This is a genomic window from Halobacterium rubrum, assembly GCF_021729015.1.
In the GTDB taxonomy this organism is placed as follows: Archaea; Halobacteriota; Halobacteria; order Halobacteriales; family Halobacteriaceae; genus Halobacterium; species Halobacterium rubrum.
The window spans coordinates 377,673-401,735 of sequence record NZ_JAJQQZ010000001.1 but is presented as its reverse complement, the minus strand read 5'-3'; the positions used below and the strand labels follow the sequence as shown (position 1 = coordinate 401,735).

At 66.8% G+C, this 24,063-nt stretch carries 38 protein-coding genes and 1 tRNA gene; 32 read left to right on the top strand and 7 right to left on the bottom strand.

Annotated features, from left to right (window positions below; translation table 11 throughout):
• Positions 1-15: 15 nt before the first annotated feature.
• The 3 genes from LT971_RS02130 to LT971_RS02120 form a co-directional block, all read right to left on the bottom strand.
• On the bottom strand, positions 16-1,188 hold the full coding sequence (locus LT971_RS02130) for a CBS domain-containing protein (protein ID WP_237005203.1): 1,173 nt from the start codon (positions 1,186-1,188) through the stop codon (positions 16-18).
• An 81-nt stretch (positions 1,189-1,269) separates the two neighbouring features.
• Positions 1,270-2,502, bottom strand: coding sequence for an iron-containing alcohol dehydrogenase family protein (locus LT971_RS02125; RefSeq protein ID WP_237005202.1), 1,233 nt, complete (start codon positions 2,500-2,502; stop codon positions 1,270-1,272).
• A complete protein-coding gene (locus tag LT971_RS02120) occupies positions 2,502-3,458 on the bottom strand; it encodes a ring-cleaving dioxygenase (RefSeq protein ID WP_237005201.1) in 957 nt (318 codons plus the stop codon). The genes LT971_RS02125 and LT971_RS02120 overlap by 1 nt, the downstream gene beginning before the upstream one ends.
• A gap of 125 nt (positions 3,459-3,583) precedes the next feature.
• Between LT971_RS02120 and LT971_RS02115 the strand changes: the two genes are divergently transcribed.
• From LT971_RS02115 to LT971_RS02105, 3 genes are read left to right on the top strand one after another with little or no spacing between them, the layout of a single operon-like run.
• Entirely contained in the window at positions 3,584-3,808 is a 225-nt protein-coding gene (locus LT971_RS02115; RefSeq protein WP_237005200.1) for a hypothetical protein, read from the top strand.
• Positions 3,805-4,662 carry a beta-keto acid cleavage family enzyme gene (locus tag LT971_RS02110; protein ID WP_237005199.1) on the top strand — a complete coding sequence of 286 codons (858 nt, stop codon included), beginning with the start codon at positions 3,805-3,807 and terminating at the stop codon, positions 4,660-4,662. Before LT971_RS02115 ends, LT971_RS02110 begins: the two co-directional genes overlap by 4 nt.
• Positions 4,663-4,722: 60 nt before the next feature.
• Positions 4,723-5,097, top strand: a complete 375-nt coding sequence (locus tag LT971_RS02105; RefSeq protein WP_237005198.1) for a cupin domain-containing protein — start codon at positions 4,723-4,725, stop codon at positions 5,095-5,097.
• Positions 5,098-5,103: 6 nt separating this feature from the next.
• Here the strand turns inward: LT971_RS02105 and LT971_RS02100 are convergent, their stop codons facing one another.
• Positions 5,104-6,198: a phosphotransferase family protein gene (locus tag LT971_RS02100; protein ID WP_237005197.1), complete on the bottom strand. Its 1,095-nt coding sequence runs from the start codon at positions 6,196-6,198 to the stop codon at positions 5,104-5,106.
• Between the two features lie 135 nt (positions 6,199-6,333).
• On the opposite strand from LT971_RS02100, the gene LT971_RS02095 reads away from it, so the two are divergent.
• Complete coding sequence (locus LT971_RS02095; RefSeq protein WP_237005196.1) at positions 6,334-8,388, top strand: DEAD/DEAH box helicase; 2,055 nt, start codon at positions 6,334-6,336, stop codon at positions 8,386-8,388.
• A 28-nt stretch (positions 8,389-8,416) separates the two neighbouring features.
• Here the strand turns inward: LT971_RS02095 and LT971_RS02090 are convergent, their stop codons facing one another.
• Entirely contained in the window at positions 8,417-8,707 is a 291-nt protein-coding gene (locus LT971_RS02090; protein WP_237005195.1) for a pro-sigmaK processing inhibitor BofA family protein, read from the bottom strand.
• Positions 8,708-8,793: 86 nt separating this feature from the next.
• Between LT971_RS02090 and LT971_RS02085 the strand changes: the two genes are divergently transcribed.
• From LT971_RS02085 to LT971_RS02070, 5 genes are all read left to right on the top strand, one after another.
• Positions 8,794-8,866 (top strand) — tRNA-Pro (locus LT971_RS02085).
• A gap of 202 nt (positions 8,867-9,068) precedes the next feature.
• Positions 9,069-9,194 (top strand): hypothetical protein, encoded by a 126-nt coding sequence (locus LT971_RS16345; protein ID WP_272904601.1) that lies wholly within the window; start codon positions 9,069-9,071, stop codon positions 9,192-9,194.
• Positions 9,191-9,601, top strand: coding sequence for an SWIM zinc finger family protein (locus LT971_RS02080; RefSeq protein ID WP_237005194.1), 411 nt, complete (start codon positions 9,191-9,193; stop codon positions 9,599-9,601). Before LT971_RS16345 ends, LT971_RS02080 begins: the two co-directional genes overlap by 4 nt.
• A 148-nt stretch (positions 9,602-9,749) precedes the next feature.
• Positions 9,750-10,151 carry a CopG family ribbon-helix-helix protein gene (locus LT971_RS02075; protein ID WP_237005193.1) on the top strand — a complete coding sequence of 134 codons (402 nt, stop codon included), beginning with the start codon at positions 9,750-9,752 and terminating at the stop codon, positions 10,149-10,151.
• Positions 10,152-10,205: 54 nt separating this feature from the next.
• Positions 10,206-10,652: a hypothetical protein gene (locus tag LT971_RS02070; protein WP_237005192.1), complete on the top strand. Its 447-nt coding sequence runs from the start codon at positions 10,206-10,208 to the stop codon at positions 10,650-10,652.
• Here the strand turns inward: LT971_RS02070 and LT971_RS02065 are convergent.
• A complete protein-coding gene (locus LT971_RS02065) occupies positions 10,642-10,896 on the bottom strand; it encodes a DUF8053 family protein (protein WP_237005191.1) in 255 nt (84 codons plus the stop codon). The genes LT971_RS02070 and LT971_RS02065 overlap by 11 nt on opposite strands.
• Before the next feature lie 147 nt (positions 10,897-11,043).
• On the opposite strand from LT971_RS02065, the gene LT971_RS02060 reads away from it, so the two are divergent.
• From LT971_RS02060 to LT971_RS01950, 23 genes are all read left to right on the top strand, one after another.
• A complete protein-coding gene (locus tag LT971_RS02060) occupies positions 11,044-11,880 on the top strand; it encodes a hypothetical protein (RefSeq protein WP_237005190.1) in 837 nt (278 codons plus the stop codon).
• Entirely contained in the window at positions 11,877-12,536 is a 660-nt protein-coding gene (locus LT971_RS02055) for a hypothetical protein (RefSeq protein WP_237005189.1), read from the top strand. The genes LT971_RS02060 and LT971_RS02055 overlap by 4 nt, the downstream gene beginning before the upstream one ends.
• On the top strand, positions 12,533-13,072 hold the full coding sequence (locus LT971_RS02050; RefSeq protein WP_237005188.1) for a hypothetical protein: 540 nt from the start codon (positions 12,533-12,535) through the stop codon (positions 13,070-13,072). Before LT971_RS02055 ends, LT971_RS02050 begins: the two co-directional genes overlap by 4 nt.
• A 25-nt stretch (positions 13,073-13,097) precedes the next feature.
• Positions 13,098-13,652, top strand: coding sequence for a hypothetical protein (locus tag LT971_RS02045; protein WP_237005187.1), 555 nt, complete (start codon positions 13,098-13,100; stop codon positions 13,650-13,652).
• Positions 13,649-13,942, top strand: coding sequence for a hypothetical protein (locus tag LT971_RS02040; RefSeq protein WP_237005186.1), 294 nt, complete (start codon positions 13,649-13,651; stop codon positions 13,940-13,942). The genes LT971_RS02045 and LT971_RS02040 overlap by 4 nt, the downstream gene beginning before the upstream one ends.
• A 3-nt stretch (positions 13,943-13,945) precedes the next feature.
• On the top strand, positions 13,946-14,773 hold the full coding sequence (locus tag LT971_RS02035) for an ATP-binding protein (RefSeq protein ID WP_237005185.1): 828 nt from the start codon (positions 13,946-13,948) through the stop codon (positions 14,771-14,773).
• A gap of 1 nt (position 14,774) precedes the next feature.
• Positions 14,775-14,933, top strand: a complete 159-nt coding sequence (locus LT971_RS02030) for a hypothetical protein (RefSeq protein WP_237005184.1) — start codon at positions 14,775-14,777, stop codon at positions 14,931-14,933.
• 99 nt (positions 14,934-15,032) lie between these two features.
• Positions 15,033-15,329: a hypothetical protein gene (locus tag LT971_RS02025; protein WP_237005183.1), complete on the top strand. Its 297-nt coding sequence runs from the start codon at positions 15,033-15,035 to the stop codon at positions 15,327-15,329.
• Positions 15,329-15,859: a hypothetical protein gene (locus LT971_RS02020; RefSeq protein ID WP_237005182.1), complete on the top strand. Its 531-nt coding sequence runs from the start codon at positions 15,329-15,331 to the stop codon at positions 15,857-15,859. The genes LT971_RS02025 and LT971_RS02020 overlap by 1 nt, the downstream gene beginning before the upstream one ends.
• Before the next feature lie 2 nt (positions 15,860-15,861).
• Complete coding sequence (locus LT971_RS02015; protein WP_237005181.1) at positions 15,862-16,608, top strand: hypothetical protein; 747 nt, start codon at positions 15,862-15,864, stop codon at positions 16,606-16,608.
• Between the two features lie 16 nt (positions 16,609-16,624).
• A complete protein-coding gene (locus LT971_RS02010) occupies positions 16,625-16,840 on the top strand; it encodes a hypothetical protein (RefSeq protein ID WP_237005180.1) in 216 nt (71 codons plus the stop codon).
• The gene (locus LT971_RS02005) at positions 16,833-17,069 is read left to right on the top strand and encodes a hypothetical protein (RefSeq protein ID WP_237005179.1); all 237 of its coding nucleotides are present in this window, start codon (positions 16,833-16,835) and stop codon (positions 17,067-17,069) included. Before LT971_RS02010 ends, LT971_RS02005 begins: the two co-directional genes overlap by 8 nt.
• Positions 17,069-17,434, top strand: coding sequence for a hypothetical protein (locus tag LT971_RS02000; protein ID WP_237005178.1), 366 nt, complete (start codon positions 17,069-17,071; stop codon positions 17,432-17,434). Before LT971_RS02005 ends, LT971_RS02000 begins: the two co-directional genes overlap by 1 nt.
• The gene (locus tag LT971_RS01995; protein WP_237005177.1) at positions 17,434-17,772 is read left to right on the top strand and encodes a hypothetical protein; all 339 of its coding nucleotides are present in this window, start codon (positions 17,434-17,436) and stop codon (positions 17,770-17,772) included. Before LT971_RS02000 ends, LT971_RS01995 begins: the two co-directional genes overlap by 1 nt.
• Position 17,773: 1 nt before the next feature.
• The gene (locus LT971_RS01990) at positions 17,774-18,451 is read left to right on the top strand and encodes a hypothetical protein (protein WP_237005176.1); all 678 of its coding nucleotides are present in this window, start codon (positions 17,774-17,776) and stop codon (positions 18,449-18,451) included.
• Positions 18,452-18,509: 58 nt separating this feature from the next.
• Positions 18,510-19,883: a hypothetical protein gene (locus LT971_RS01985; protein WP_237005175.1), complete on the top strand. Its 1,374-nt coding sequence runs from the start codon at positions 18,510-18,512 to the stop codon at positions 19,881-19,883.
• The gene (locus LT971_RS01980) at positions 19,880-20,059 is read left to right on the top strand and encodes a hypothetical protein (RefSeq protein ID WP_237005174.1); all 180 of its coding nucleotides are present in this window, start codon (positions 19,880-19,882) and stop codon (positions 20,057-20,059) included. The genes LT971_RS01985 and LT971_RS01980 overlap by 4 nt, the downstream gene beginning before the upstream one ends.
• On the top strand, positions 20,059-20,304 hold the full coding sequence (locus tag LT971_RS01975; RefSeq protein WP_237005173.1) for a hypothetical protein: 246 nt from the start codon (positions 20,059-20,061) through the stop codon (positions 20,302-20,304). The genes LT971_RS01980 and LT971_RS01975 overlap by 1 nt, the downstream gene beginning before the upstream one ends.
• The gene (locus tag LT971_RS01970) at positions 20,297-20,545 is read left to right on the top strand and encodes a hypothetical protein (RefSeq protein ID WP_237005172.1); all 249 of its coding nucleotides are present in this window, start codon (positions 20,297-20,299) and stop codon (positions 20,543-20,545) included. The genes LT971_RS01975 and LT971_RS01970 overlap by 8 nt, the downstream gene beginning before the upstream one ends.
• Positions 20,542-20,949, top strand: a complete 408-nt coding sequence (locus tag LT971_RS01965; RefSeq protein ID WP_237005171.1) for a hypothetical protein — start codon at positions 20,542-20,544, stop codon at positions 20,947-20,949. The genes LT971_RS01970 and LT971_RS01965 overlap by 4 nt, the downstream gene beginning before the upstream one ends.
• 135 nt (positions 20,950-21,084) lie before the next feature.
• Entirely contained in the window at positions 21,085-21,489 is a 405-nt protein-coding gene (locus tag LT971_RS01960; RefSeq protein WP_237005170.1) for a hypothetical protein, read from the top strand.
• A gap of 208 nt (positions 21,490-21,697) precedes the next feature.
• Positions 21,698-22,168 (top strand): hypothetical protein, encoded by a 471-nt coding sequence (locus LT971_RS01955; protein ID WP_237005169.1) that lies wholly within the window; start codon positions 21,698-21,700, stop codon positions 22,166-22,168.
• Positions 22,169-22,345: 177 nt separating this feature from the next.
• Positions 22,346-22,924, top strand: coding sequence for a tyrosine-type recombinase/integrase (locus LT971_RS01950; protein WP_237005168.1), 579 nt, complete (start codon positions 22,346-22,348; stop codon positions 22,922-22,924).
• Positions 22,925-22,933: 9 nt separating this feature from the next.
• Here the strand turns inward: LT971_RS01950 and LT971_RS01945 are convergent, their stop codons facing one another.
• Complete coding sequence (locus LT971_RS01945) at positions 22,934-24,022, bottom strand: DNA cytosine methyltransferase (protein WP_237005167.1); 1,089 nt, start codon at positions 24,020-24,022, stop codon at positions 22,934-22,936.
• Positions 24,023-24,063 lie beyond the last annotated feature (41 nt).

The following is a 24,063-nucleotide window of genomic DNA, read 5'->3' as shown; positions in this document are numbered from 1 at the left end:
AGGGCGCCCCACTGTTCAGCGACCGGAGGAGAGGTCGAGGTTCTCTCGGGGCGTCTGGTAGCCCGTGGACTGGATGATGTCGAAGGCGTTCATGAGGTCGGTGCGGGTGATGAGGCCGGTCATCTCGCCGTCGGCGTCGACGACGAGCAGCCGACCGACGCCGTGGCGCTGGAGCGCGTCGAGTGCGTCCGTGGCGTCGGCGTAGTCGGGGACGGTGTAGACGTCGTCGGTCATGACGTCCTCGACGCGCATCGCGTCGCGCTCGACGGCCTGCACGGAGCGGGCGTCGTCGAGGGTCACCATCCCGGAGACCTCGCCGTTGCGCAGCACGGGGTAGCCGGTGTGGCGCTGTTCGAACATGCGGTCCATGAGGTCGGCGACGGAGTCCCCCGCGTTGACGGTGTGGACCTCGCTGGCGGGTGTCATCACGTCCGCGACGGTGACGCCCTCGAAGGCGGCGTTCATGACCGTGCGCTGGGCTTCCCCGGAGGCACCGATGTAGATGAAGAAGGCGACGCCGATGAGAATGATGTTCAGCGAGAGCAGGCCGACGATGCCCATGACGAGCGCGAACAGCTTGCCGACCTCGGCGGCGATCTGGGTGGCGCGGGCGAACGGCCGGTTGCGGGCGAGCAGCGCGCGCAGGACGCGCCCGCCGTCCATCGGGAACCCCGGCAGGAGGTTGAACGCGGCGAGCGCGAGGTTCATCAGCGCGAGGTAGCCGAACACGAACCGCGCGAAGTCCAGCGACGACGGCAACACCTGGAGGGCGACGTAGGAGATGCCGGCGAGCGCGACGCTGACGGCGGGGCCGGCGAGCGCGATGTAGAACTCCTGGTCCCACTCCTCGGGCTGGTCGCTGAGGCTGGCGATGCCGCCGAGAATCCACAGCGTGATGGAGTCGATGGTGAAGCCGTACCGCATGGCGACGACTGAGTGCCCGAGTTCGTGGAGGACGACGCCGACGAAGAGCCCGATAGCAGCGACCGAGCCGAGCAGCCACTGGCCGTCGCCGGCGGTCAGGGACTCCGCGTTCAGTGCGGCGTCGAACGGCGGGCCGTTCAGCATCGATATCCACATGTCGACCTGCAGCCCGATGAGGTAGGCGAACACGGGGAGGATGAGGAGGAACGTGACGTCGAGTTTGATAGGGATCCCGAACACGCTCCCGATACGGAAGCCTCGCATGGGAGTAGCTACCAGTCGACCCCTGTTAAGTCCGGGGGCGGCGGTGAGGTGCCGAGCACCGCAGCCGCCGTGGTTCCCCAGTCACCAGGCCGCGTCGAGGATCGCTTCGGCGTCCGCCGCCGTGAACTCGAGGTCGGGCGGCGCGTTCGCGACGAAGGAATCGGCGACGGTGGCCTCGGCCACGTCCGGGAAGTCCTCGGGCTCGGGGCCGTCGACGTCCCGGAGGCGGCTCGGCAGGTCCAGCGCGTCCCGGACGGCCTCGACCTCCCGGACGACGGCTGCTGCGGGGTCGTCGTCGTCGCCGTCCGCGACGCCGAGCGCGTCGGCGAGCAGGTCCCGGCGGCCGTCGACCTCGTCGAAGAGGTAGTCGAGGACGTGCGGAGCGACGATTGCGTGCGCGACGCCCTGCTGGAGGGTGCCCGTGCGGGTGAGGCCGTGGCCGAAGGCGTGAATCAACGAGAGCGTGGAGCCGTCGGGCCGCGAGATGCCGTACTGGACGAGCAACAGCCCCTCGAGGACCGGCTCCAGTGTCTCGGGCGTCGGGCCCGTGTCGCCGAGGTCGCGGAGGCCGTCGGCGAGCAGCCCGAGCCCGCGGCTCGCCGTGGCGTCCGTGACCGGGGTGGTGCTGGCGGCGTACAGCGTCTCGACGCCCTTGTCGAAGCCGTTCATCGCGGAGCCGGCGAGCACGGACTCCGGGGTGGTCGCAGCGAGGTCGGGGTCGGCGACGACCGAGGCCGGCATCAGACGGCGGTCGCCGACACCGCCCCCGGTCTCCTCGTCGACGGAGCCGGATTCGGGACCGGCGGTGATGCCCGCGACCTGCGAGACATCGGCGCCGGCGAGCGTGGTCGGAACGGCCACGACCGGCGGCAGGTCGCCGTCCGGGAGCGGAATCGTCCCCGTGTCGGCGAACGCCCGGAAGACCGCTTCTCTCGGCTCGCCGGCGGCGGCGAGGACGCTAGCGACCTTCGCCACGTCGATACTGCTGCCGCCGCCCACGACGACGAACGCGTCGGCGCCCGCGTCGGCGAGACGGTCGGCGGCGTCGAAAGCCGTGGCGAGGCGCTTGTCCGGCGTCGTCTCGGCGAAGACGCCCGCCAGCCGGGCGCCCAGCCCCGCCCGAACCGGGTCCATCACTGCGGGCGTGGTGCCGACCGTCGAGCCGGTGACGACGAGCGCGCTATCGAGGCCCCGAGCGGCGAGTTCGTCGCCGAGGTCGCGGGCGCTCCCGGCACCGAACCGCAGCACCGGCGACTCGTAGTCGAAGCGGAACGGGCTCCCGGTTCGTGGGTCTCGCTGGCTGTCGGGTGCCATCAGTCGTCCCCGTAGCTCGGCGGGTCGAACGCCGGGAGTTCGGCTTCGATGCGCTCGCGCTCGTCCTCGAGCCACTCGGGGAGGACGAGATTCGACCCGAGGTCCTCGACGGCCTCGTCCGCGTCGAACCCGGGGCCGTTGGTCGCGATCTCGAACAGCACGCCGCCGGGCTCTCGGGCGTAGACGGACTGGAAGTACTTCCGGTCGATGACGCCGCTGGGCTGGAGGCCGTGGGACTGGTAGGCTTCCCGGTACTGCTCTTCCTCGTCGGTGTCCTCGGCCTGGAACGCGACGTGGTGGACGGTGCCGATACCCATCCGACCCCGGGACTGGTCGGTCTCCACGAGGTCGAGTCGGGAGTGGGGGCCTTCGCCCGGCGCGCGGAAGCGCCGCCGGCCGTCCTCGTCGCCGACGTGCTCGTAGCCGAGGACGTCCGTGAGAATCTCCGCCGTCGGGCCGAACTCGGCGACGGCGAGCGTGACGCTGTGGAACCCCCGGAGCTGGTGCTCGGCGGGGACGGGGCCGTCTTCCCAGGCGACCGTCTCGGCGTCGGCGGCAGAGTCGCTGGCGACGAGTTCGAGACCGATGCCGTCCGGGTCCGCGAACTGGAGGACGGACTCGCCGAAACGCTCGGTCTCCTCGACGTCGACGCCCGCCTCTCGGAGGCGGTCCCGCCAGAAGTCCAGCGAGTCGGGGGCGACGAGGTAGGCGGTGTGGCTGGTCTGGCCCGCGCCGAACTCGCCGTCCCGGCCGCGCTCGCCCCACGGGAAGAACGTGATGTTGGTGCCCGGCGTCCCCTCGTGGTCGCCGAAGTAGAAGTGGTACGTGCCCGTGTCGTCGTGGTTCACCGTCCGCTTGACGAACCGCAGGCCCAGCGTCCCGACGTAGAAGTCGGCGTTGTCCTGCGGGTCGCCCGCGATGGCCGTGACGTGGTGGAGTCCGGGGGTAGTCGGCATACCCGTCACTATCTGCCACAGCCCCCTATGTCTAGCCGGACGGCGCCGTCACCGGGGGACGAGTGGGTTACCACCGGGCGCGACCGTCAGGTAATCGTTAACACGCCAGCCGGCCAACGGGGCGTATGACCTGCCCGCACCTCGAGTACCGCGCAGACGGCGACGGGCGGTCCTTCGACACGCCGAGAGCGTACTGCGCGGCCGCCGAGCAGTTCGTGCAGGCGATGCGCGCGGACGTCTGCAACGACCGTTACAACCTCGACCACGCGACGGACTGCGAGATATTCCGCGCCCACGAGTCGAGGGACGACACGACACTGGACGACGGACCGGAGGGCGGCCAGTCGTGACCTACACCGACTACCTCGCCGGCGAGCCCGTGATTCTCACGGCGGCGCTGACCGGCGGCGTCCACGGGAAGGAGGCGAACCCGAACCTCCCGGAGACGCCCGAGGAGATCGGTCGCGCGGCGGCAGCCGCCGAGGAAGCGGGCGCGGCGGTCGTCCACGTCCACGCCCGGACGGACAGCGGCGAGCGCTCGTTCGCCACGGAGCGCTTCCAGGCGATAGACGACACCATCCGCGACCACGCCGACGACGTCGTCATCCAGCACTCGACGGGTGGGACCGGAGCGCCCGACGAACTGCGACACCAGCCCCTCAGGACGGACCCCGCGCCCGAGATGGCGAGCCTCGACATGGGGCCGCTGAACCGCTACGACCACCTCACAAGCGAGAACACCCGCGGCCTCGTCGACTCGCTGCACGCCGAGATGGTCGAGCGCGGTATCAAGCCCGAACTCGAGGTGTTCAACGACGGCCACCTGAACGAGGTCCACGGCCTCCTCGAGCGCCGGGAGCTGGCCGACCCCGTCTACGCGACGCTCATCTGTGGCCCCGGCACCCTCACCCGGCCCCGGCCACGGAACTTCCTGAACCTCGTCTCGAACCTGCCCGAGGGCGCGGCGTTCAACATGCTCGGCTTCGGCCGCCACCAGCTCCCGTTCGCGACGATGGGCGTCCTGTTCGGCGGCCACGTGCGCGTCGGCCTGGAGGACAACGTCTACTACGAGGCCGGGGAGCTCGCCGAGAGTAACGCCCAGCTCGTCGAGCGCGTCGCCGGGCTCGCCGACGAACTCGGGCGGCCCGTGGCGACGCCGGACGAAGCCCGCGAGCTGCTGGGGCTGCGGGGACGGGACGGCTGAGTCGAGCGGCGGGGGGCCGGGACGGCTAGCCCTAAATCCCGGGCCCGCGAACGGTTCGGTATGACCGACACACCACACGTCGTCAAGCGCGGCGAGGACGCCGAGTACGAGAGCGTCGGGGCGGCCGACGGGATGCGCAAGGGCGTCCTGCTGGACGAGTCCGACGGCGCACCGCACTTCGCGATGCGCCGGTTCGAACTCGACCCGGGCGCGAGCGTGCCCGAGCACACCAACGAGGTCGAACACGAGCAGTACGTGCTCGCGGGCAGCTACACCGTCGGCATCGAGGGCGACACCTACGAGGTCAGCGAGGGCGACAGCCTCCTCATCCCGGCGGGCGCCGTCCACTGGTACGAGAACGACGGCGACGAGACGGGGGCGTTCGTCTGCGTGGTGCCCAATGGTGACGACGACATCCAGCTAGTCGACGAGTAGGGCGTCTCAGAGCTCGAACTCGCCGTCGACGATGCTGGCCGTGACCGCCGCCGTGTAGTCCAGCAGCGGCTCCCAGTCCGAGTCCTCGCCCGCTTCGACCTGCCGGGCGTGGATGTCCTCCCAGACGGCCGCGAGGCCGAGCGCCGCGTGCGCCCGGTAGAAGCGGTCGTGGTCGAACGAGAGCCCAGTCTGGGCTTCGTAGCGGTCGACAAGGTCGCGGCGGCTCGGGCTCCCGGGCCGGCTGGCGTACCGGTAGAAGCCGTGTTCGGCCGCCGCTTCGACCTCCCGGACGGCCTCCGGGTGGTCGTCGCCGTATCGCTCGCGGATGCCGTGGAGGGCGGGCGTCGGGTCGCCGTCGTCGCGCCAGTAGAACAGGAGGTAGCCGAGTTCCGTCCGAGGTTCGGCGAGCGTCGCCGTCTCCCAGTCGAAGACGCCCGTGACCTCGGGCGGCGTGCCGTCGCCGAAGAAGACGTTCCCGGACTTGAAGTCGCCGTGCGTGAGCCGGGTCTCGTGAGTCGGGGGTGCGTGGTCGCGGAGCCAGTCGACGACGCGCCAGAGGTCGGGGACGTCGCGGCCGCTGGCCGCTGTCGCGCGGTCGAGGCGGTCCGCGAACGACTCGACCTGCTCCAGCGGCGCGTTGCGCTCACAGACCCCTTCAAAGCGCTCGGCGGGGACGGAGTGCACGTCGGCGAGTGCGTCCACGAGTTCCTCGCCGACGGCCCGTCGACCGGCCTCGGTCTGGAAGCGCTCGGGGAGCCGATTCCCGACCGGCACCGGCTCGCCGTCGAGGAACTCCGTGACGACGAACGGGTCGCCGAGGACGGACTCGTCCTCGAAGTAGGCGACCGGCTCGGGGGCGGGGACGCCAGTATCGGCCAGCGCCTCAAGCACGCGGTACTCCCGGTCGAGGTCCACGAACAGGTCGCTGTCCCGCATCTCGCTGGCCTGCCGGACGACGTAGGCGTTCTCCGTCGAGTCTGTGGAGACGGCGACCATCACGTTCAGCGAGCCGTCGAGCACCTCGGTGTCGGTCACGGGCTCGCCGAGCTCGTCGGCGAGGGCGGCTTCGAGGGCGTCGAGGGGGAGGGCGTCGTCGGTCATCGTCGGGGAGAGCACGCCCGCCGTAAAACCGTTCCCGGTGCCGTGGGTCGCGCTGACGTGGCTCCGGGCGGCGCTCGCGCGTGGCACTGCCAGACAAGCGAACCGCTGAAATACCGGCGTCCTGTATGACTGTCCGTGTCTGAGCAGGTCCAGCGCGTGGACACGCTGTTCCTCCACGAGACGGGGGACGACTACCTCGCCGTCGCCAACCGCGACGGCGACCGGCTGTTCCGCGCGAAGCTGGAAGTGGCGGAGAAGAGCCCGGGTCCCCGACCGGCACGGTTCCGCGTGAAGACGGGCGGCGGCGAGGAGCCGCGCAACCCCGAGGAGTTCGTGGAGATCGCGCGCCGCGCCGGCCGTATCCGCATCAGCCAGCAGACGACGACCACCGGTCGCGAGGAGCTGCGTGAGATGCTCGACGCCTACCAGCTCGGCGCGAAGGTGGTGCGGACGTGCCGGTACTGTGCTGGCAGGGGCCGGTACTCGCCGCTAACGTCGGAGACGGCCATCGAAGCCGACGGCGAGTTCATCTGCCGCGACTGCGCGGTCCAGGAGCTGGAACGCGAACTCTCCTTCTCCGGGTCGGTGTCCGGCGCCGCCCAGGACCGCCTCGAGGAGCTGCTGTTCGAGGAGCAGGACCTCGGGAAGGTGACGGGGCTGCTGGGCGGCGACCTCGACCCCGACCTGACGAAGTACGACGAGGTGTCGGCGACCACGGACGAGGTCGACCCCGTGAAGGTCTCCGAGCTGGACCTCCACCCGGACGTCCAGGGGCTCTTCGAGGACCGCTTCGAGGAGCTGCTGCCCGTCCAGAGCCTCGCCGTCGACAACGGGCTCGTCGAGGGCGACGACCAGATGGTGGTGTCCGCGACGGCGACCGGGAAGACGCTCGTCGGCGAAATCGCGGGCCTCCACCGGCTGAAGTCCGGGAACGGCAAGATGCTGTTCCTCGTCCCCCTCGTGGCGCTCGCGAACCAGAAACACGAGGACTTCGAGGACGAGTACGGCCACCTCGCGAACGTCACTATCCGCGTTGGGTCGTCCCGGATTCGGGACGACGGGCACGCCTTCGACCCGTCGGCGGACATCATCGTCGGCACCTACGAGGGCATCGACCACGCGCTGCGGACCGGCCGGAACCTGGGCGACATCGGGACCGTCGTCATCGACGAGGTCCACACCCTCAAGGCCGAGGAACGCGGCCACCGGCTCGACGGCCTCATCTCGCGGCTGAAGTACTACTGCGAACAACGCCAGCAGCAGCGCTCGAGCTACGACGGCGCGCAGTGGGTGTACCTCTCCGCGACCGTCGGCAACCCCGGCGAACTCGCGGGGAAACTGCGCGCGAACCTCGTCGAGTTCGAGGAACGCCCCGTCCCCATCGAGCGCCACGTCACGTTCGCCGACGGCTCCGAGAAGCCCGACATCGAGAACAAGCTCGTCCGCCGGGAGTTCGACCAGGAGTCCTCGATGGGGTACCGCGGCCAGACCATCATCTTCACGAACTCCCGGCGGCGCTGCAACGAGATCTCCCGCAAACTCGACTACCCCTCGCGGCCCTACCACGCCGGCCTCGACTACGGCGAACGCAAGTCCGTCGAACGCCAGTTCGGCGACCAGGACCTCGCCGCCGTCGTGACGACCGCCGCGCTCGCGGCCGGCGTCGACTTCCCCGCGAACCAGGTCATCTTCGACACGCTGGCCATGGGCATCGAGTGGCTCTCCGTCCAGGAGTTCGAGCAGATGCTCGGCCGGGCTGGCCGCCCCGACTACCACGACCGCGGGAAGGTGTACGTCCTCGTCGAACCCGACGCCTCGTATCACTCCTCCATGGAGGGCACCGAGGAGGAGATCGCGTTCAAACTCCTCAAAGGCGACATGGAGGACGTCGTCACGCACTACGACGAGGACGCCGCCGTCGAGGAGACACTCGCGAACGTCACCGTCGGCGGGACGGCCGCCAAACGCCTCAACGACCGTATGGTCGGCGACGTCCCCACCAAGCACGCGCTCGGCAAACTGCTGGAGTACGAGTTCGTCGACGGTCTCGAACCGACCGACCTCGGCCGCGCTGTCACCACGCACTTCCTCGACCCCGACGCCGCCTTCCGCATCCTCGACGGCGTCCGCAAAGGCCACGACCCCTACCGCATCGTCGCCGACCTCGAGCTCCGCGACGACGACGAATAACCCGAATCCCGGCAGCACGAACGTCTAACTACAGCACACCGACGACCAGCGGCAGCGCCGCCAGCCCCGGCGCGAACGCGACCCCCACGTACGCCAGCAGAATCACGAGCACGGCGCCCGGGAACCCCGCGATAGCCACGACCAGCAACGCCAGCGGCGTCACCGCCACCTCCGCCCCCAGCGCCTGCGCCAGCAGTATCACCACCAGTCCCACCACGGCGTTCACCACGAACGGCTTCACCGCGCGAATCACCCGGTACGCGCCGAACAGCGCCGCCAGCACCAGCGCCACCAGCGCGAGTTCGAGAGTCGTCGCCATACGGCCGGTGTCGCCGTCGAACGCGAAAACCGTTGTGGCCTCCCGAACGAAACGCTTAGGCGTACCCGCGGTGTACCTCGGCGTGCGGGACCGTAGGGTAGCTTGGTATCCTTCGGGCCTTGGGTGCCCGTGACCCCGATTCAAATTCGGGCGGTCCCATACTATTTAAGGCAGAGACGGCTTTTATTGCCGGTTCTCGGCCGTTCTGCGAAACCGAATAGCGCCGAGTCTCGACGGGGGTGGTCGGCGTGAGCGCACCCGCCGAGACCACCGACGAGCAAGATATCTGTCGCTACTGTGGCGGCTTCATCGAGTCCGCCGACCAGCTCTGTCCCGCGCTCGACCGAGGTGAGTGCCGCCCATGACCCGCCGGTTCTGCGGGGACTGCGGCGCCCGCCTCCGCCCGGCGACGTCTCCCGGCGGCATCCCCCGGCGCGTCTGTCCGAACTGCAGCGACGGCCCGGCCGAGGTGTTCGCAGGCCCATGAGCCGCGCCCAACAGCCGCCCGGCGGCCCACTCGACGGCTATCTGGCCGACCCGCCGGAGCTGACATTCCCCGAAGACTGGACGCTGTCGGGCGCGTGGCAGCGTGCTCAGAGCGCCGAGGCCCACTTCGGTCCGGTCGACGACGCGCACTTCGACGTGCTGCTGGAGCGCGAGAGCGGCGACTGGGGCGACAAGCACCGCGTGCTGTTCGCCATCCAGAGCGGCCAGCTACGCGCCGACTGCGACTGCAAGAGCTTCCAGCACCGCCAGTGGTGCGCGCACGTCGCTCACCTCTGGTGGCGCTGGAGCCGCGACCAGCTCGGCGTCCGCGACCTCGACGCCGACGACACCCACCTCAGTCCGCCGTGGTGGCTCACCGTCGACGATGCGGAGGCAGCGCGCGCATGAGCGGGCACGCCCGGGAGCGCGCGAGCCTCTCTCTGACTGGGGGAGGGGTGTCCTACATACTGCAAGCGACCACCCGAACCCCCGCCACGTGTGGCGGTTCGAGTGCGTATGACGGCGGCCGTCTGTGTCATGCGGAGGTGCGTGTCTGATGGGGCGCATGGAGAGCGACGAGTCCAACACCCAGCGCGTCACCGTCCGCGTGCCGGCCGACCTCCTCGAGGAGTACGACGACATCCTCGACGACCAGGACACCAACCGCAGCGAAGCAATCCGCCAGCACATGCGGAAGACCGTCTCGACGCCGACGACCGACGGTGGGCTCGTCCCGCCAGAGGACGACGACACGCTCGCGGCCGCCTACAAGGAGCTTCGCCGGCTGACGACCGACGGCCGGTCGCTCCCGCTGACAGAAGCACGGAGCGTGCTGGCGTCGAAGCTCAACCTCCCGAAAGAGAGCGTCCCGCGACGGGTCCTGAAGCCGCTGAACGAACGCGGCTACCTCACGCGGACCGGCGACCCGGTCAACCAGCCGCACATCCGCGTACGGTAAGACCAGCACCGAAGCAGGCGTCTAACTTTCTGAAGCCACGTTGGCGGGTCGAATATGACATCGGCGTCCAAGATCGACCGAGAAGAACTTCGGTCAATTGCCGACGAGGGTTTGATGACGAACCCGTACAACGAGTTTGAAACTCTGGTCCAGAAGGTAGAGACGCTCAAGACCTACCTCGTTCGTGCAGCTAGCGACGAGCGAGAGGTTACCTACGGAGATGTGTCCTCGAACTGCGGCATTCACCCGACACGTCGCGGCGTTCTGCTGGGATTTCTCGGCATACACGAGGATCGACTCGACGATCCACCACTTCCAGCAATCGTTGTAAGCGCTGAAGACGGGAAGAAGGTGGGTGACGGCTACTGGGTGATGGTTGAAAAGACGGATGGACTAATCGATGTGACTCCGGACAGCGAGGCTGCTCGGCGAGCACTCTGGTGCGTACATCGGAATTCCGTTTTCCGTGAGTGGGGCGAACGTCAGGCTGCTACGCGCTGACTGTCGGTTCTGCCTGCTGGCAGAACGCTGGTTCCTCCATGTACGCCGGAAAGTCGTGGACGTCGGTCCGGACGACCTGCCAGGCGCCGCGGTCGAAGCGCTCGACCCGCAGCATCGTCTCCTCGATCTCGAGCGGTTCGCCGCCCCGACCGCCCGATACAACACCTTCGTCGCGAAGCTCGTCCAGCGGCAGCGAGACGCCCGCTGACGTACCGCCGATGGACACCAACTGGTTCATCGCCATGACTACAGTTTCCTCGTAGCCCGGTAACCCGTTAAACGTTGCCGAGACTTTAGTCAGACCCCAGTATTCCGGGTCGCTTTGCGCGTCTCGCGCCTGTTTCTCCGTCGAGGTGACCTACCCCTGAGTGAGACTGTAGAGTTCGGTTCCATGCAGGCGGCCAACGCCTTCAGAGATGACTACGAGGAGTACGTCTGTCCCGTCGACGACGACAAGCGCCGGAAGACCGTGGCGCTCGTGTCGGACCCGCCCGAGCACGTGCTGGACCGGGCGCACGTCGAGGCCGCGAGCGGCCGGAGCGAGCGCGCGAGCGGTGCCGGCCAGATTGAGCTGACCGATGCCGAGAAAGACCGGCTCGGCCCCTTCACGGGTGACAACTCGTACCGGAAGGCGGCCGCCGCGAAGGCGATCTTCCGCGAGGAGGGCGTCGACGACTGGACGAGCTACTACGACGAGACGCTGACCGTCGACGAACACCGCGACCTCGCCGAGCGAGCCGCCCGTGACGGCGGTGGTGGCCGCCGCCTCGACGCCGAAGACTCGGCCGACGACCGCCTCGGCCGCGCGGAGAAGGCAATGGGCGAGGAGTGCGACCACGCCCGCGACCACTGCCAGCACGGCGACCCCGACGCCTGCGAGTTTCTCAGCGAGGCGTGCGGCTACGACGACGAGGAGGTAGCCAGCATCCTCGACGACGCCGACGCCAGCACCGAGCAGGAGATCGAGGGCGAGGCCGCCGGCGCACTCGGGCGGGCGTGGCAGGGCTACAAGGCCGCCATCGCCCGGCTCGCAGCGGAACTCGACGACGCTCTGGAGGCAAAACAGAACGCCGAGCAGGCGGCCGCCGCCATCAACGCGATTCGCGCCGACCACGGCCAGGAACCCATCGAACTGGAACGACTCGAAGAACTAAGCGACCGGCTCGCGGCCGAGGGCGACACCGCCCACGACGCCGAGGGCCACACAGAGCGGCAGAACACTACATGAGCAAGCAACCACACTGGTGCCCGGTCTGCGACTACGGCGGTGGCGCGTCGCTGGCGAGCGTGCGCTCGCACATCAACGCCGAGACCAGCGAGGGCCACGACTGGAACACCCTCAAGCCCGAGGTTCACGCCCAGGGCGAAGAAGAGCAGGGAGAAGGCGCCGGAGAGCAGGCCGAAGCAGCCGAAACCTCGCCTTCGGAGCAGGTCGAAACACCCCCTGAAGGCGCTGCTACCGACGGCTCCGACGACGGAGAGGGAGAACAGGACGGAGAGCAGTCTGAAGGCGCCGAATCTTCGCCTTCAGAGCAGGCGGAAGACGGCTCTGAGATGGCTACACCAGAGGAGTACGAGCAACAGCAGCAGGAACAGCAGGCGGAGAGCAGCGACGAAGGCGAGTCGTCTGGCGATTCGCCTAGCGACGGCGAGCAATCGGGTACAGCCGACGAGGGCAGCGGCCTCCCAGCGCCCTCAACCCGCACCGTCCTGCTCGTTGTCGGCGCTGTCGCGGTCGCGGCAGTCGTCTACTACGTCGTCATCCACGACACCGACGACGGCCCCACATCGGCCGCAGGCACCGCCGAGACGCCTGTCGATGAGGAAGAGGAGACCACCGGTGACCAGTCGAGCAGCGGCGATACGGAGGACCTCTGGGAATGACCGACCAGCAGCAGGCAGAAGGCGCCGAAGAGCAGCGCGAAGCAGCCGAAACCGAGGAGAACGAGGGCGGCGAGGAGCAGCCCGACATCGACCCCGACGAGCGGGCCGACATGGGCGGGCTCGCCGACCTCGCCGAGCAGGTCGAGGAGGAGGCCGGCGCCGACGCCGACGACGACCAGGAGGACGCCGACAAGCCCGAGCAGGCCGACGCGAGCGACGGCAGCGCCCCAGTGCCGGCAGCCGAGACGGGCACGACCGACTGGGGCGACCTCTACGTCGGCACCGTCACCACCGGCCTGAATGCCGTCATCGACGAGTACGGCGACGAGGACGCCGACCACATCGACGAGTCGCTGGCCCGCGATCTCCACCTCGACGAGTACGTCAACGACTGGATGGCCCAGCAGGGCAAGGCCGAGATGGACCCCGCACAGGGGATGCTCGTCGCCACCGCCGCCCTCTGCGCCACCGTTCTCGTCAGTCGCACCGACCTCCCAAACAAGGCAGTCTCGAAGCTCCAGCAGGACGATGGTTAACCCACTCAGCGCAGCGAAAGCGCAGATGACCGAAGCGACCGGCGCACAGCTGTTCGACCAGTTCCGCCCCCAGATGCAAGCCCTCTCGCAGGTCGTCGCCCAGCGGGAGCGCGCCCAGCTCCAGCTCGCCCAGCGCCTCGCCGACGCCAGCGACGCCGACGTCTCCGTCGACGAACTGCCCGACGTCGAGGAACGGGCCGCCCAGCTCGAAACGATGGCCGAGCGTGCCAGTCAGGCCGACCTCGTCGGCTGGTACTTCGAGGAGTTCGCCCCCGACTACCTCGACGAACCGGCCCGGGCGAAGCCCTACGCCGGCCTGAACGACGACGAGTGGCAGGCTCAGAAGCAGGCGTGGGCCCAGAACTACCGCAGCACCTCCCCGGAGGCCGACGCCTACAGCGACGACGAACTGGCGGCGCTGCACGTCGAGAACACCTTCGGCGTCCCCCTTGAGGAGTTCCGCCAGAACGTCGTCGACTTCCGCCCCGGCGAGGCCATTCAGGACGTCCTCACCACGAACCTCCGCACCGTCGAGGCCGTGATGACCGCCGTCGCCGATGACATGGAGGGGTCGGCGTGACCTACACCGACGGCTTCGACGCCGACGGCATCGCCGACGAGCTGGCGTACGCCTTCACGGCGTTCGTCACCCTGATGGCGGTCTTCGAGATCGTCCGGTCGCTCACCGCCAGCAGCGAGCCCACCCGGGAGCCGACCGAGCAGTCCGTGACCCTCAACGAGGACGCCCTGCGGCGTCTCGAGGACGGTCAGCCCGTGACGATTCGGCGGTGGCACGGCCGCGACCTCGAACTCTCCGGCACGCAGGTCATCGACGTCGAAGCTGTCGAGGACGCGGAGGAGGGCGAGTAAGCCGTGCACGGGCTGTTCGGAGCGAAGTCCGGCTGGGGGAAGTCGTGGTATCTGCAGGCGTGGATGGAGACGAACGCACCCCGGTACGACTACTTCGTCTGCCTCGACTACAGCGACGAGTTCCGCGGCCTCGTGAAATCTGGGCTCGCAGCCCACTACATCGTCGGCCCCCGCGAAGCCGAAGCGTTCGGCGTCGACGAGTGGGTGCAAGCACTCCGCCAGAACCCCCGGCTCGTCCTCGCCCGCCACGAGCTGGAACCCGAGGAGTGGCGCGAGCAGGTCGTCGCGCCCGTCATCCGTGCCGCGCGCCGGCTCGCCCAGTCCTCGGGCTCGTCGTCGGCGCTGACGGTCATCGACGAGGCGCACTGGGCGGCCCCGCAGTCGGGGAAACTTCCGGACGTCATCAAGGGGATGGCGACCACCGGCCGCGGCGAAGGCTCCTCGAGCCTCTGGGCGACCCAGCGGCTGACGGAGATCGACGAGACCATCATCGGGAACGTGATGCTCCAGATTCTCGGCGGTTACACGTCCACAGGCGACCTGAACAAGGTCGGTGACGCCGTCGAGTACCCCGCAGAGTTCCACAACCCGAACGCCCTCGACCTGCCGAGCGCGGTCCCCGACGCCCTGCAAGTCGACGGCGAGAGCCGACCACTCCGACGGTTCACAGAGGGCGAAGGCGACGACGAGCACACCATCGGCAGCGAGTGGATCCACAGCGACGACAAGGGCAACATCGAGCGCATCGACACCCGGCGCGTTCAGATGGAGGCGACGCACTACGGCGACGAGGGGATGAAGCTCGTTCCCCCGGACATGGAGGACAGCTGAGATGGCGAAACCGAGCGAATCAGTCACGCTGTACGGCGACAAGGCTGAACTGTTCCGCGAAATCAAGGCAGAGATGGCCGACCGGAAGGGCTTCGAGCCCGGCAACGCGGAGACGCTCGCCGAGCTGATGGCCGACTGGCACCAGCAGAACCGCCGCTGACACCCAGCGGGACCCGACGCCTCTACCTGCCTGCCCGCGCCTTCTCGCGCTATCTAAGCCGCATTCGTACAAACGGGCCGGGGCTCGGATAGGAGCGCAATGGCAGCTACCAGTGATGCGATGGACGCGCTCGACGAACTCGCGGACCCCGAGTTCTGGTCGCAGGCCGGGGCCGTCTTCGCGGGATTCGTCGGGCCGACCGTCGCCCGCAACCTGATCGAACCGAACACCAGCTACGACATCCCCGACGAGGCCTACGGCGCGCTCGTCGTCGCCGGCGCCCAGTACTCGCCGGCCTACAGCCGGGAGCTGATGCTCGGCGGCGGGCTGTACTCCGTCGACAAGTTCGCCGAGCGCATGGACCTCAAGCAGCACATCACGGAGGTCGGTAACTGATGGCCGAGACTGCCAACATCTTCCTCGACCAGGGCGCCACTGGCACCAACGTCGAGGCCCGGGACGGCGTCGCCGACCACGAGACCGCCGTCCTCACGTTCAGCCCGAAGCGCGGCACCGCCGTCCGGCTGCTCAACGCCGTCGCAGCCGGCTCCTCATCGGGCCTCCCGCTGTACCTGAAGGCCCGAGACAGCAACGGCGACCCGCTCCCCATCGGCTCGACGACCGTCTTCCTCGCCATCAAGCGCGCCGGCCAGTCGTCGTTCCACCGCATCAGCGAGGAGATCACGAACATCGGCCACTACGTCCGCAACGACATCACCACCCAGCAGGACGCCGACAACATCGACCAGAGCAAGGTCGACCTCCAGTACCCCGAAGCCGCTGAGAAGGCCGGCACGCCATCCAGCGTCACGATTCGGGACATCGACGAGTTCGCCATCATGATCGACTCGGCGGTCGCGTTCAGCGCGGCCGACTCCGTCGCACAGCTCGACACGGACGCCCTCGAAGGCCCCTTCTCCCGGTGACCATGCCCGGAATTCCCAGAGCCATCAAGAAGGAGCTGCAGGAGACCGGCCGCGACCGGCGGAACCTCTCCCCGCAGGCCTTCGACTGGCAGGCCAACTCGATGGGCCAGCGCTCCCGCGTCGCCCGCCTCCGGGCGGATGTCGCGTACAAGCTCCTCGGCAAGCAGAACGACCGGCCGGTCGAGCTCGCGCTCCCTGCCTACGAGAGCCTCGGTCCGACGAACGGGACGGCCGACGACCAGGAGACGTTCAGCCTTAGCCACGGCGTGCTGGACTGTCCGAACACCCAGAACGTCGTCGTCTGGCTCGACGGCGACTACTACGGCACCCCGGACAACGACGACGCCGTCAGCACCGGCGACGTCCAGGTCACGGACCCCGGAACTGGCTCGACGGTCCACGTCTTCTACATCCCGGAGGCGGCGGGCACGCTCGAGGTCGAGAAGGCCGCCGACGGCTCCACCAGCACCAGCAAGAACCTGAAGACGGTGTCGGTGAAGAACATCCACCGGAAGAACCTCAGCGAGCAGCCAGAGTACTTCGAGTTCCGTGACAGCTCGGACCCGCTGGAGCCGTTCGTCGCTGCCGACATGACCCTCGACGTCTACGTCGACGTCCCCTACGTCACGCGCTTCGAGGACCCGGACGGTGACGGCGCAGTCGCAACAAACGCGCTACTGAACTTCACGGCGATGCAGGGCCGCGACATCGTGTCCGGCCTGAAGAGCGCCGTGACGGACGCGATGTAGCGCCGGAGGGCCACACATGTCTACCACTCTTTGGGACACCACACAGACCGAGAGCGACAGCACCGAACCGGCCCCAACAGCGGCGCCGTCGACGACCAGCGGGAGCGACCAGTCGCCGCTGTCGGCGGCCATCGAGGCGTCGTCGTGGAGCCGCGCCGACATCGAACTCGCCCTCGAGGTCGCCCAGATCGTGCTGCTCGCCGTGTGGGTCTACACAACCTACCATGAGTAACGACACCACTACCAGCGACGACGGCGACGAGGAACCGACGACGTGGACCGACGAGTCCCGCCAGCGCGTCAATCTCCGCGGCGAGCGCTCGTCGATGCACGAGCAGACACTCCAGCAGGTCGAGCGGCGCCGCGACGGCACGGTCCCCGCAGCCCACGACGGCGACGAGGACAGCGACAAGACGGCGGACCTGGCGAGCGTCGACCGCAAGCACGGAGGCGACCTCTGATGCCGGCGCTCATCCCGGAACCCGACCCGGGCGACCGGCCGTTCGCCGAGACGGCGTCGGTGAGCCTCGCAGGCGGCGAGGAAATCCGACTGGAGTACCAACCGACGAGCAACGACGCCGAGTTTCGCGTCGGAACGGTCGCCATCTCGAAGCGCGCGGACACCGAGTACGTCGTCCGGATGGACGGCGAGACGGTGTTCGGGCCGGCGCCGATTCCGCCGACGGACATCGACGACCTTCAGGTGACGTTCATCCCGGCGCTGGGTTTCAGTCAGTCGATGGAGGTCGTCGTGCGGAACCTCTCGGCGACGACCGGCGACCGCGACTACGCCATCCAGCCGGTGGGATACGAGGTGATGACCTGATGCCCGTCGGAGTCAGTGGCGACATCGAGGAGCTACAGGGTCGCGCCAGCATCGAGCGCGGGCTGACCAACGGCGCCGAGGACATCAGCGGCGGCACCGCCAGCATGCTCGGTGACGCCTCCTCGTGGACGCTGTACCTCGGCGCCGAGGGCGCTGTCAACGTCGAAGTGTCGCTGTCACCGGACGGCGGTACCACATGGTACGTCGCCCCCGAGAGCCCGGTGCAGTTCGACGCGGCCGGCGCGGACATCATCGCGATGGGGTACGACGCGACAGCCATCCGCCTCGAAGGCAGCGACGCGACCGCCGTCGAGGCGCAGGTCTACGAGGTGGTCTGAGATGGCGACGTGGCCTGCAGACTCCATCTCTTCCGGCTTCGTCTACGTCACCGACACCGCGCCCGACAGCCCCACCGAGGGCGAGACGTGGTACGACCTCGGCACCAACGAGGCGAAGGTCTACGACGGCGTGGACTGGCACCTGCTGACTGTCACCGACCACAGCGAGGTCGGTGGCGTCTCGGCAGGCCAGCATCGTAGCGATGCGAACGTCCGGACGACCGTCGACGGACAGGTCGACGCAGACACCGTCGACGGCAAGCACGCTAGTGACCTCGGGGCACCGGGGAGTACACAAACGGGGGGCGGCGGGCCATCCACTTGGGTGACGATTCCTGGCGTGAGTGCATCGGGTGGTAACAACCCAGGCAGCAGCTACACAGTCAGCGATACCGTGAACCCCTACGATAGCCGATGGGGTTCGGCGGCAAAAGTGAACGCTCAGGGGTATGACAGCGGCGTTTCAATTGACTGGATAGAGCTGGAGTACGCCAGCGGGGGCTCAGACCGCTGGTATAGCGTCTCCCAGGGCTGGAATACCCTCAACATCGGGAGCACCAAACTGGTGGACCTCGTAAGGATGCAGTACACCAATAATAACGACTACAACGCGGATGGCAGCCTCGACGGCCTGCAAATCTCTTGGACGGCTAACGCCCCACACTCTCATAACATCTAACGATGCAGGAAACTACGAATACGGCCCTGAACGGGCCGCACGGCGGAGGTGGCGGCTGATGGACAACAAGAAGCGAGCGCAGGCTGTGTGGGCGCTGCTACTGGCGCTGCTGGGCCTGCTGTACGGCTTCGGAACGCTCACACCGCCGAGCCAGACGTCACCGAGTCCAAGCACGCCGGGAACCGGCTCGGGTGCTGATTCGGGCTGGGAGAGTGGCTCCGGGTCTGGCAGTGGTTCGAGCAGCGGCTCTGGCTCTAGCTCCGGCTCCGGCTCTGGTGCCAGCGACGAGAGCGGCGACACGGCCGGCGACAGCAGCGGATGGACGCTCCCCGAGGACAACGACGAGGTCGACCCGGGAACAGACTCGCCGACCGGTACGACGCCGGAGGACCGGCCGGGCGAAGACTCCGGTCCGAACCCCGTTGACAACCGACAGGACCGGTTCCCGGACCCGAACGAGGAGAACGCCGAGCGCAACGAGGAGCTGTTCCCGCCGGACGCAACCGAGGACTCGACGACCTACGGCGGCAGCGAGCTCGAGGGCGTCGACCTGTCGAATCCGTCGACGGGCGACCTCGAGGACCTCGCCAGCCAGCTCCCCGACCCGTCGATCGGCGCCGCCGACGCCGGCGCCGCAAACCAGCCGTTCCACGAGGACGGCACGGGCCTCTTCGAGTGGGCACGCAAGAACCCCGGAGAGGCCGCGCTCGTCGTCGGAGCAACTGTCGCGACTGGCAGCGCTGCCGCCTACGTCTACGCCGGTGGGGCGACGATGGCGCTGTCGGCCACGCAGGCCGCCAGCCTCGCGGCCGTCGGCGTGCCAGCAACCACCTACGAGAGCGCCACGGCCGCGCTGAAGAACGCTGTCGGCGAAGACGTCGACGGCATCAGCGGAACCGGCGACACGACCGAGCCCAGCGGCGGTCAGGACACCATCGACGGCTCGCGTGGGACCGGCCGAGACGGCGCCGTCGAGGAGCCCGACGACGACTCGTCGAGCGACCCTTGGGATGACGCGGGGGGCGACCAAGCGCCCGAACAGGGCGACGACTGGCAGCCCGACGACGGCGGCCACGACCCAGGTCCGGGCGTCGACCCGAACGACGGGGACGACGACGCGAGCAGTGGGCGCGGTGGTCCGGACGGCGGCGAGGGCGACCAGACGCCCGACATCGACCCCATCGACATTCCGGACGAACTTCAGGACGACGAGGACGACGATGCAGGCGACGACGGGAGCACCGGCGACGACTGGAGCCCGGACGACGGCGGTCACTCGCCTGGGCCGGGCATCGACCCAGATGACCCGTCGACGGCGCCGAGCGCATCGCCGCCGAGTTCGGGCAACGACTCGGACGACGACAGCGACGACGAGCCGATCTGGAACGACCCGCTGGCGCCCGTCACCGCCCCCGGAGGTGTCTACCCGTGACCGGGAACTCTCTCGACGCAGTCGAGACCGCCGTGTTCGTCGTGCTGATGCTCGGCATCGTCTACATCGTCGTCGAGGCGCTGGAAGCCGCGCCCATCGGCTTCTCGACACAGGCCGACGACTACATCGAGGACGCCGCCGCCGGCGTCGGCGACGTCTGGGAGGAGGTGGCCTGATGCCCTGGACGCAAGTCGTCATGGCGATCTCCGCGGTCGTCACCGCGCTGTCGGCGCTCGGCGCGCTCTCCTACACGCGCCGGGCAGCTCGCGACGCGCGGTGGAGCCGGCGCGCCCTCGAGGGCGAACAGCACAGCGACGGGCTCATCGAGCGCGTCGCCGAGAACACCCAGCGCTCCCGGCACAACAAGCGCGCGCTCCGCCGCGAAGGCCTGCGGACCGACGGAGGTGGTCGCCGTGACTGACGCCGAGACCACCGACGACGTCGACGTTCGCCATCGGCTGACCAACGACGGGCTGGCGTACGTGCTGGTGCTGGCGAACGTCGGACTGCTGGCGGTCGCGCTCGCGACTGGCGTCGAGGTACCCTCGCTGCTGTGGCGTGTGTTCGCGCTGTCGGTGGCGCTCGCGGCGACGTGGGCGTTCGGGAAAGGCGCGCTGAAGGCCATCCTCGGCGCCGTCCAGAACGACGGTGGTGAGTCGTGACGTTCCCGGCGGAATCGGTGCCGGACGGCGTCATCGGTGCCCCGCACCACCTCTACATCGGCGTGCTGGTGCTCGCAGTCGCCATTCTCGTGGTGGCCGACGATTACGCCCAACGCGAGCCCCTGCTCGCGCTCACGGGCACACTGACGGCGCTGTTCGCGTTCGCGACCGTCTGGCCGTACTACCACGCCACGGGCGCGCTGCTCACGCTGGCGGGCCTGCTCGTCGCGCTCGTCGGCGTCGTCTGGCCCGGCGGCATGTGGAGCGGCTACCCGCTCGTCTGGCGGCTCGTCGCCTTCGTGGGCGTACTCGTCGGCCTCGACGATGCGGTGAGTCACGCCTTCGGTATCTGGACGCCGCTGGACGCGGTCTGGAAGACGGGAATCTATCCGGCGCTCTCCTGACTAATCTGCGGCCACCAGGGCCGCAGTTTGGTTGGGGAGCGTGTCGTCATAGATAGTAACCGGGGAGAACGACGGCAACTTTTACTATTAATAGGTTCGAAAACATTATCCACAATTTGTTGTCTGTTTTTCTTTATGAGCCAATCGCTGAGACAGATTGTTGATGATCTCGTCACCCTGTCTGGAGCAGGGGCAGGTGCGACACTGGCAACACTGTTCGAATTCCCCCATAGTATCAAAAGCCAGATATTATTGAGTATATTTGGAATCGTAATTGTGGTCGTCCCAATAAGACGGATTGCGCACGAGATAGACGATTTGAAACCGGGCGTCAACAACCTCTTATTCAACCTGAGTATCGCATCTGTGAGCGCAGCACTTGGAGCAGGCGCAACGAAGCCACTCCGCGAGATTGGATCGCCCTTAATCCTGTTCTTTGTTTTCTCCTTGGAGGCGGTTTGCGCTACCGGATACCTTCGCACTGTGTATGCCGGAGGACCGTCAGATACTGCGGGAATATTCGCAGAGGCGTTCTCTTGAGACAGAACTCAGACATTGGCGCCGCCACAACGGTCGATGTCTAAAATGCCTACTTATGATTGACCAGAGGGCCTGTGTGGTCCGTCTGAAAAAGAGGGCTAATCTGTCGCACTTCGCTGGGAGTTCGACAATACGACTCAGAAACGAGCGAGAAAGAACTGTATGATCTGCAGGCAAGTATCAAGAGTCCGGATTCACACAACCGAATATGGCCAACAGAAGCAGTAACCGGTCTGCCAAACTCGAAGACGAAGCAGATGTGAGATACGACATTGACACCCCATTTACCAGCCACGACGCCAAGATTCTCCTAATTGCCCGGGGGGAAGACGAGGTAGAGATAATCGTCGGTGACATCCCTGAACCGTCGGGGTACAATCTCGATAAAAATTATCCTGATTTGTTAGAACAGGAGGAAGAGATGCAACGTAACGCCGTCGCAGAGTGGATAATAGAAGAGACGACGAAGTTGTTCTCGGAGTATGATTGGGAGACATCTGAATATAAGTCTAACAACCCGAACTACCACCTACGAGATATCTACTTCACGTGTAGGAAGGACGAGCTTGATGAAGCAGTAATGGCGGCGAAGAAGTTCATCACTGAACTGGAAGAAAAAGCGCTGATGCACGCGAAAAAGTTCGATCGTACCTACTACAGCCCGCGTGACGAGCTCTAGCATTCTCGTCGATTGTCGTGGGCGACTAATTCGAAGTTGCATCTCTCGTCATTAGGTGTCGGAGAACACTGCAAAGTGCGACAGAATCTCCGCTGATCGACGTCGATTCACCCTGAATCGGGGAAAGATTCTAGGAGTTCTGTCGCATCTCTCGAGATAGGCGACACGACGATGCAGATGGAAGACCACGACGACCACGACGGTAGGAAGGTCTGGCTCACCGAGGAGGAGGCCAGCGAGTTCATCGCCACCGCCGACGACACCGAGCAGCGCATTGCGTTCGGGCTGGGGTTGCGCTGCGGGCTGCGCTGCAAGGAGATCGTCGAGGCGACGCCCCAGAACGTCACCGAGGGACCAGCCGGAGCGTTCCTCCGGGTCGAGCACGGCAAGGGCGACAAGTACCGCGAGACGCCGCTGCCCGGCGACCTCTCGACGACCATCTCGACGCTCGCGGATCTCCGCGGCGCCGACGACGCCGCGCCGCTCGTCGACGTCAGCACGCGCACGGTCGAGCGGTGGGTCGACCGCGCCGCCGACGAGCTGGCCGAACGCCACGACGACGACGGCTGGCAGTACCTGACTCCCCACGACCTCCGGCGGACGTGGGGAACGCTACTCTGCGAGCGCGAGGTCGAGCCCGGCCTCGTGATGGAGTACGGCGGCTGGGAAGACTGGGACACGTTCCGCGAGCACTATCTGGGACAGTACAGCGTGAAAGCGCAGCAGCGGGCGAGAGAGAAGGTTCCTTGGTTGTAAGCGAATCTATCAGCTTATCTGCTCAGCGGTAAGGCGCTGCTGAGGCGCCTCGTGGTTTACGTGTTGAATCAAGCTCTCGCCGATTGCCTTAGCAAGACGAGGAGGAACAGCGTTCCCAATCAGCTTTCCGACTGAAACAACGCTTAGATCGTCCTCCGACTCTACAAATTCGTAGTCTGGAGGGAACGTCTGGAGCAAGGCACCTTCGCGAACCGAGATAGCACGGTCCTCTTCTGGATGGCCAAATCGGCCACTACCATAATTATAAAATCGAGTGGTGATCGTCGGGGCAGGACTATCCCATTCCATTCGACCGTACGATGAGACGTACTTTCGACCACTCTCTTTTTTGTGGCAGTCTAGAAGCAACTCTTCTGGCCAATCTTTCCAAGACCCGCCCGGTTCTGAGTGCTTAATCCTCTTCAGATTAGTGTCAGAGAGGCCTCGAGCATTATGTAGGAAGTCTTTCTCAGAGGTTTCTCCAGCCTCAAGCTCGGCTAATTCGTGCTTTTCGAACTCAGATTGGACTGAAACTCTTTCTGAATCATGGGTTGGTTCGGTGAGCTCGATGTGCCCATGTTTGGAAGCTAACAGGACCAGCCTCTTTCTTTCCTGAGGGACTCCATAGTCGGGGCAATCAACCAAGCCGTCACTTATTGAATACCCCAACTCAGAAAGCGTTGATCGGAACTCGTCGTACGGCTCTGCCTTCCGGGCCTCTGGTACGTTTTCCATCGTCACGAGGTCTGGTTCCACCTCGGACACAATTTCAGCGAATTCTCCCATCAGCCCCCATTTCTCATGCCCTTCTTTCTGGTTTTTATTGCCGTTGCTCATGGTTGAGAAAGGCTGGCAAGGGGCACAACCTGCAACCAAAGTGTACTCTTCGTCACCCGAAAGGTATTCGCGAATCTCGGCTATCGAGTTGCCTTCGCTCAGATCCGTTTCGACAAATTCCGCGCCCTCGTTGTTAGCTTCGTACGGATATTCGCACTCAGGTTCGATATCGAACCCGGCACGAACGTCGATTCCGGCCCCCCGAAGGCCGTATGTGAGGCCTCCTGCCCCACTAAATAAATCGACCGCGCGGATGGTCATATCTGTACGACTGTCCCTCAGCATAAAAAAGTCTCCCTCGG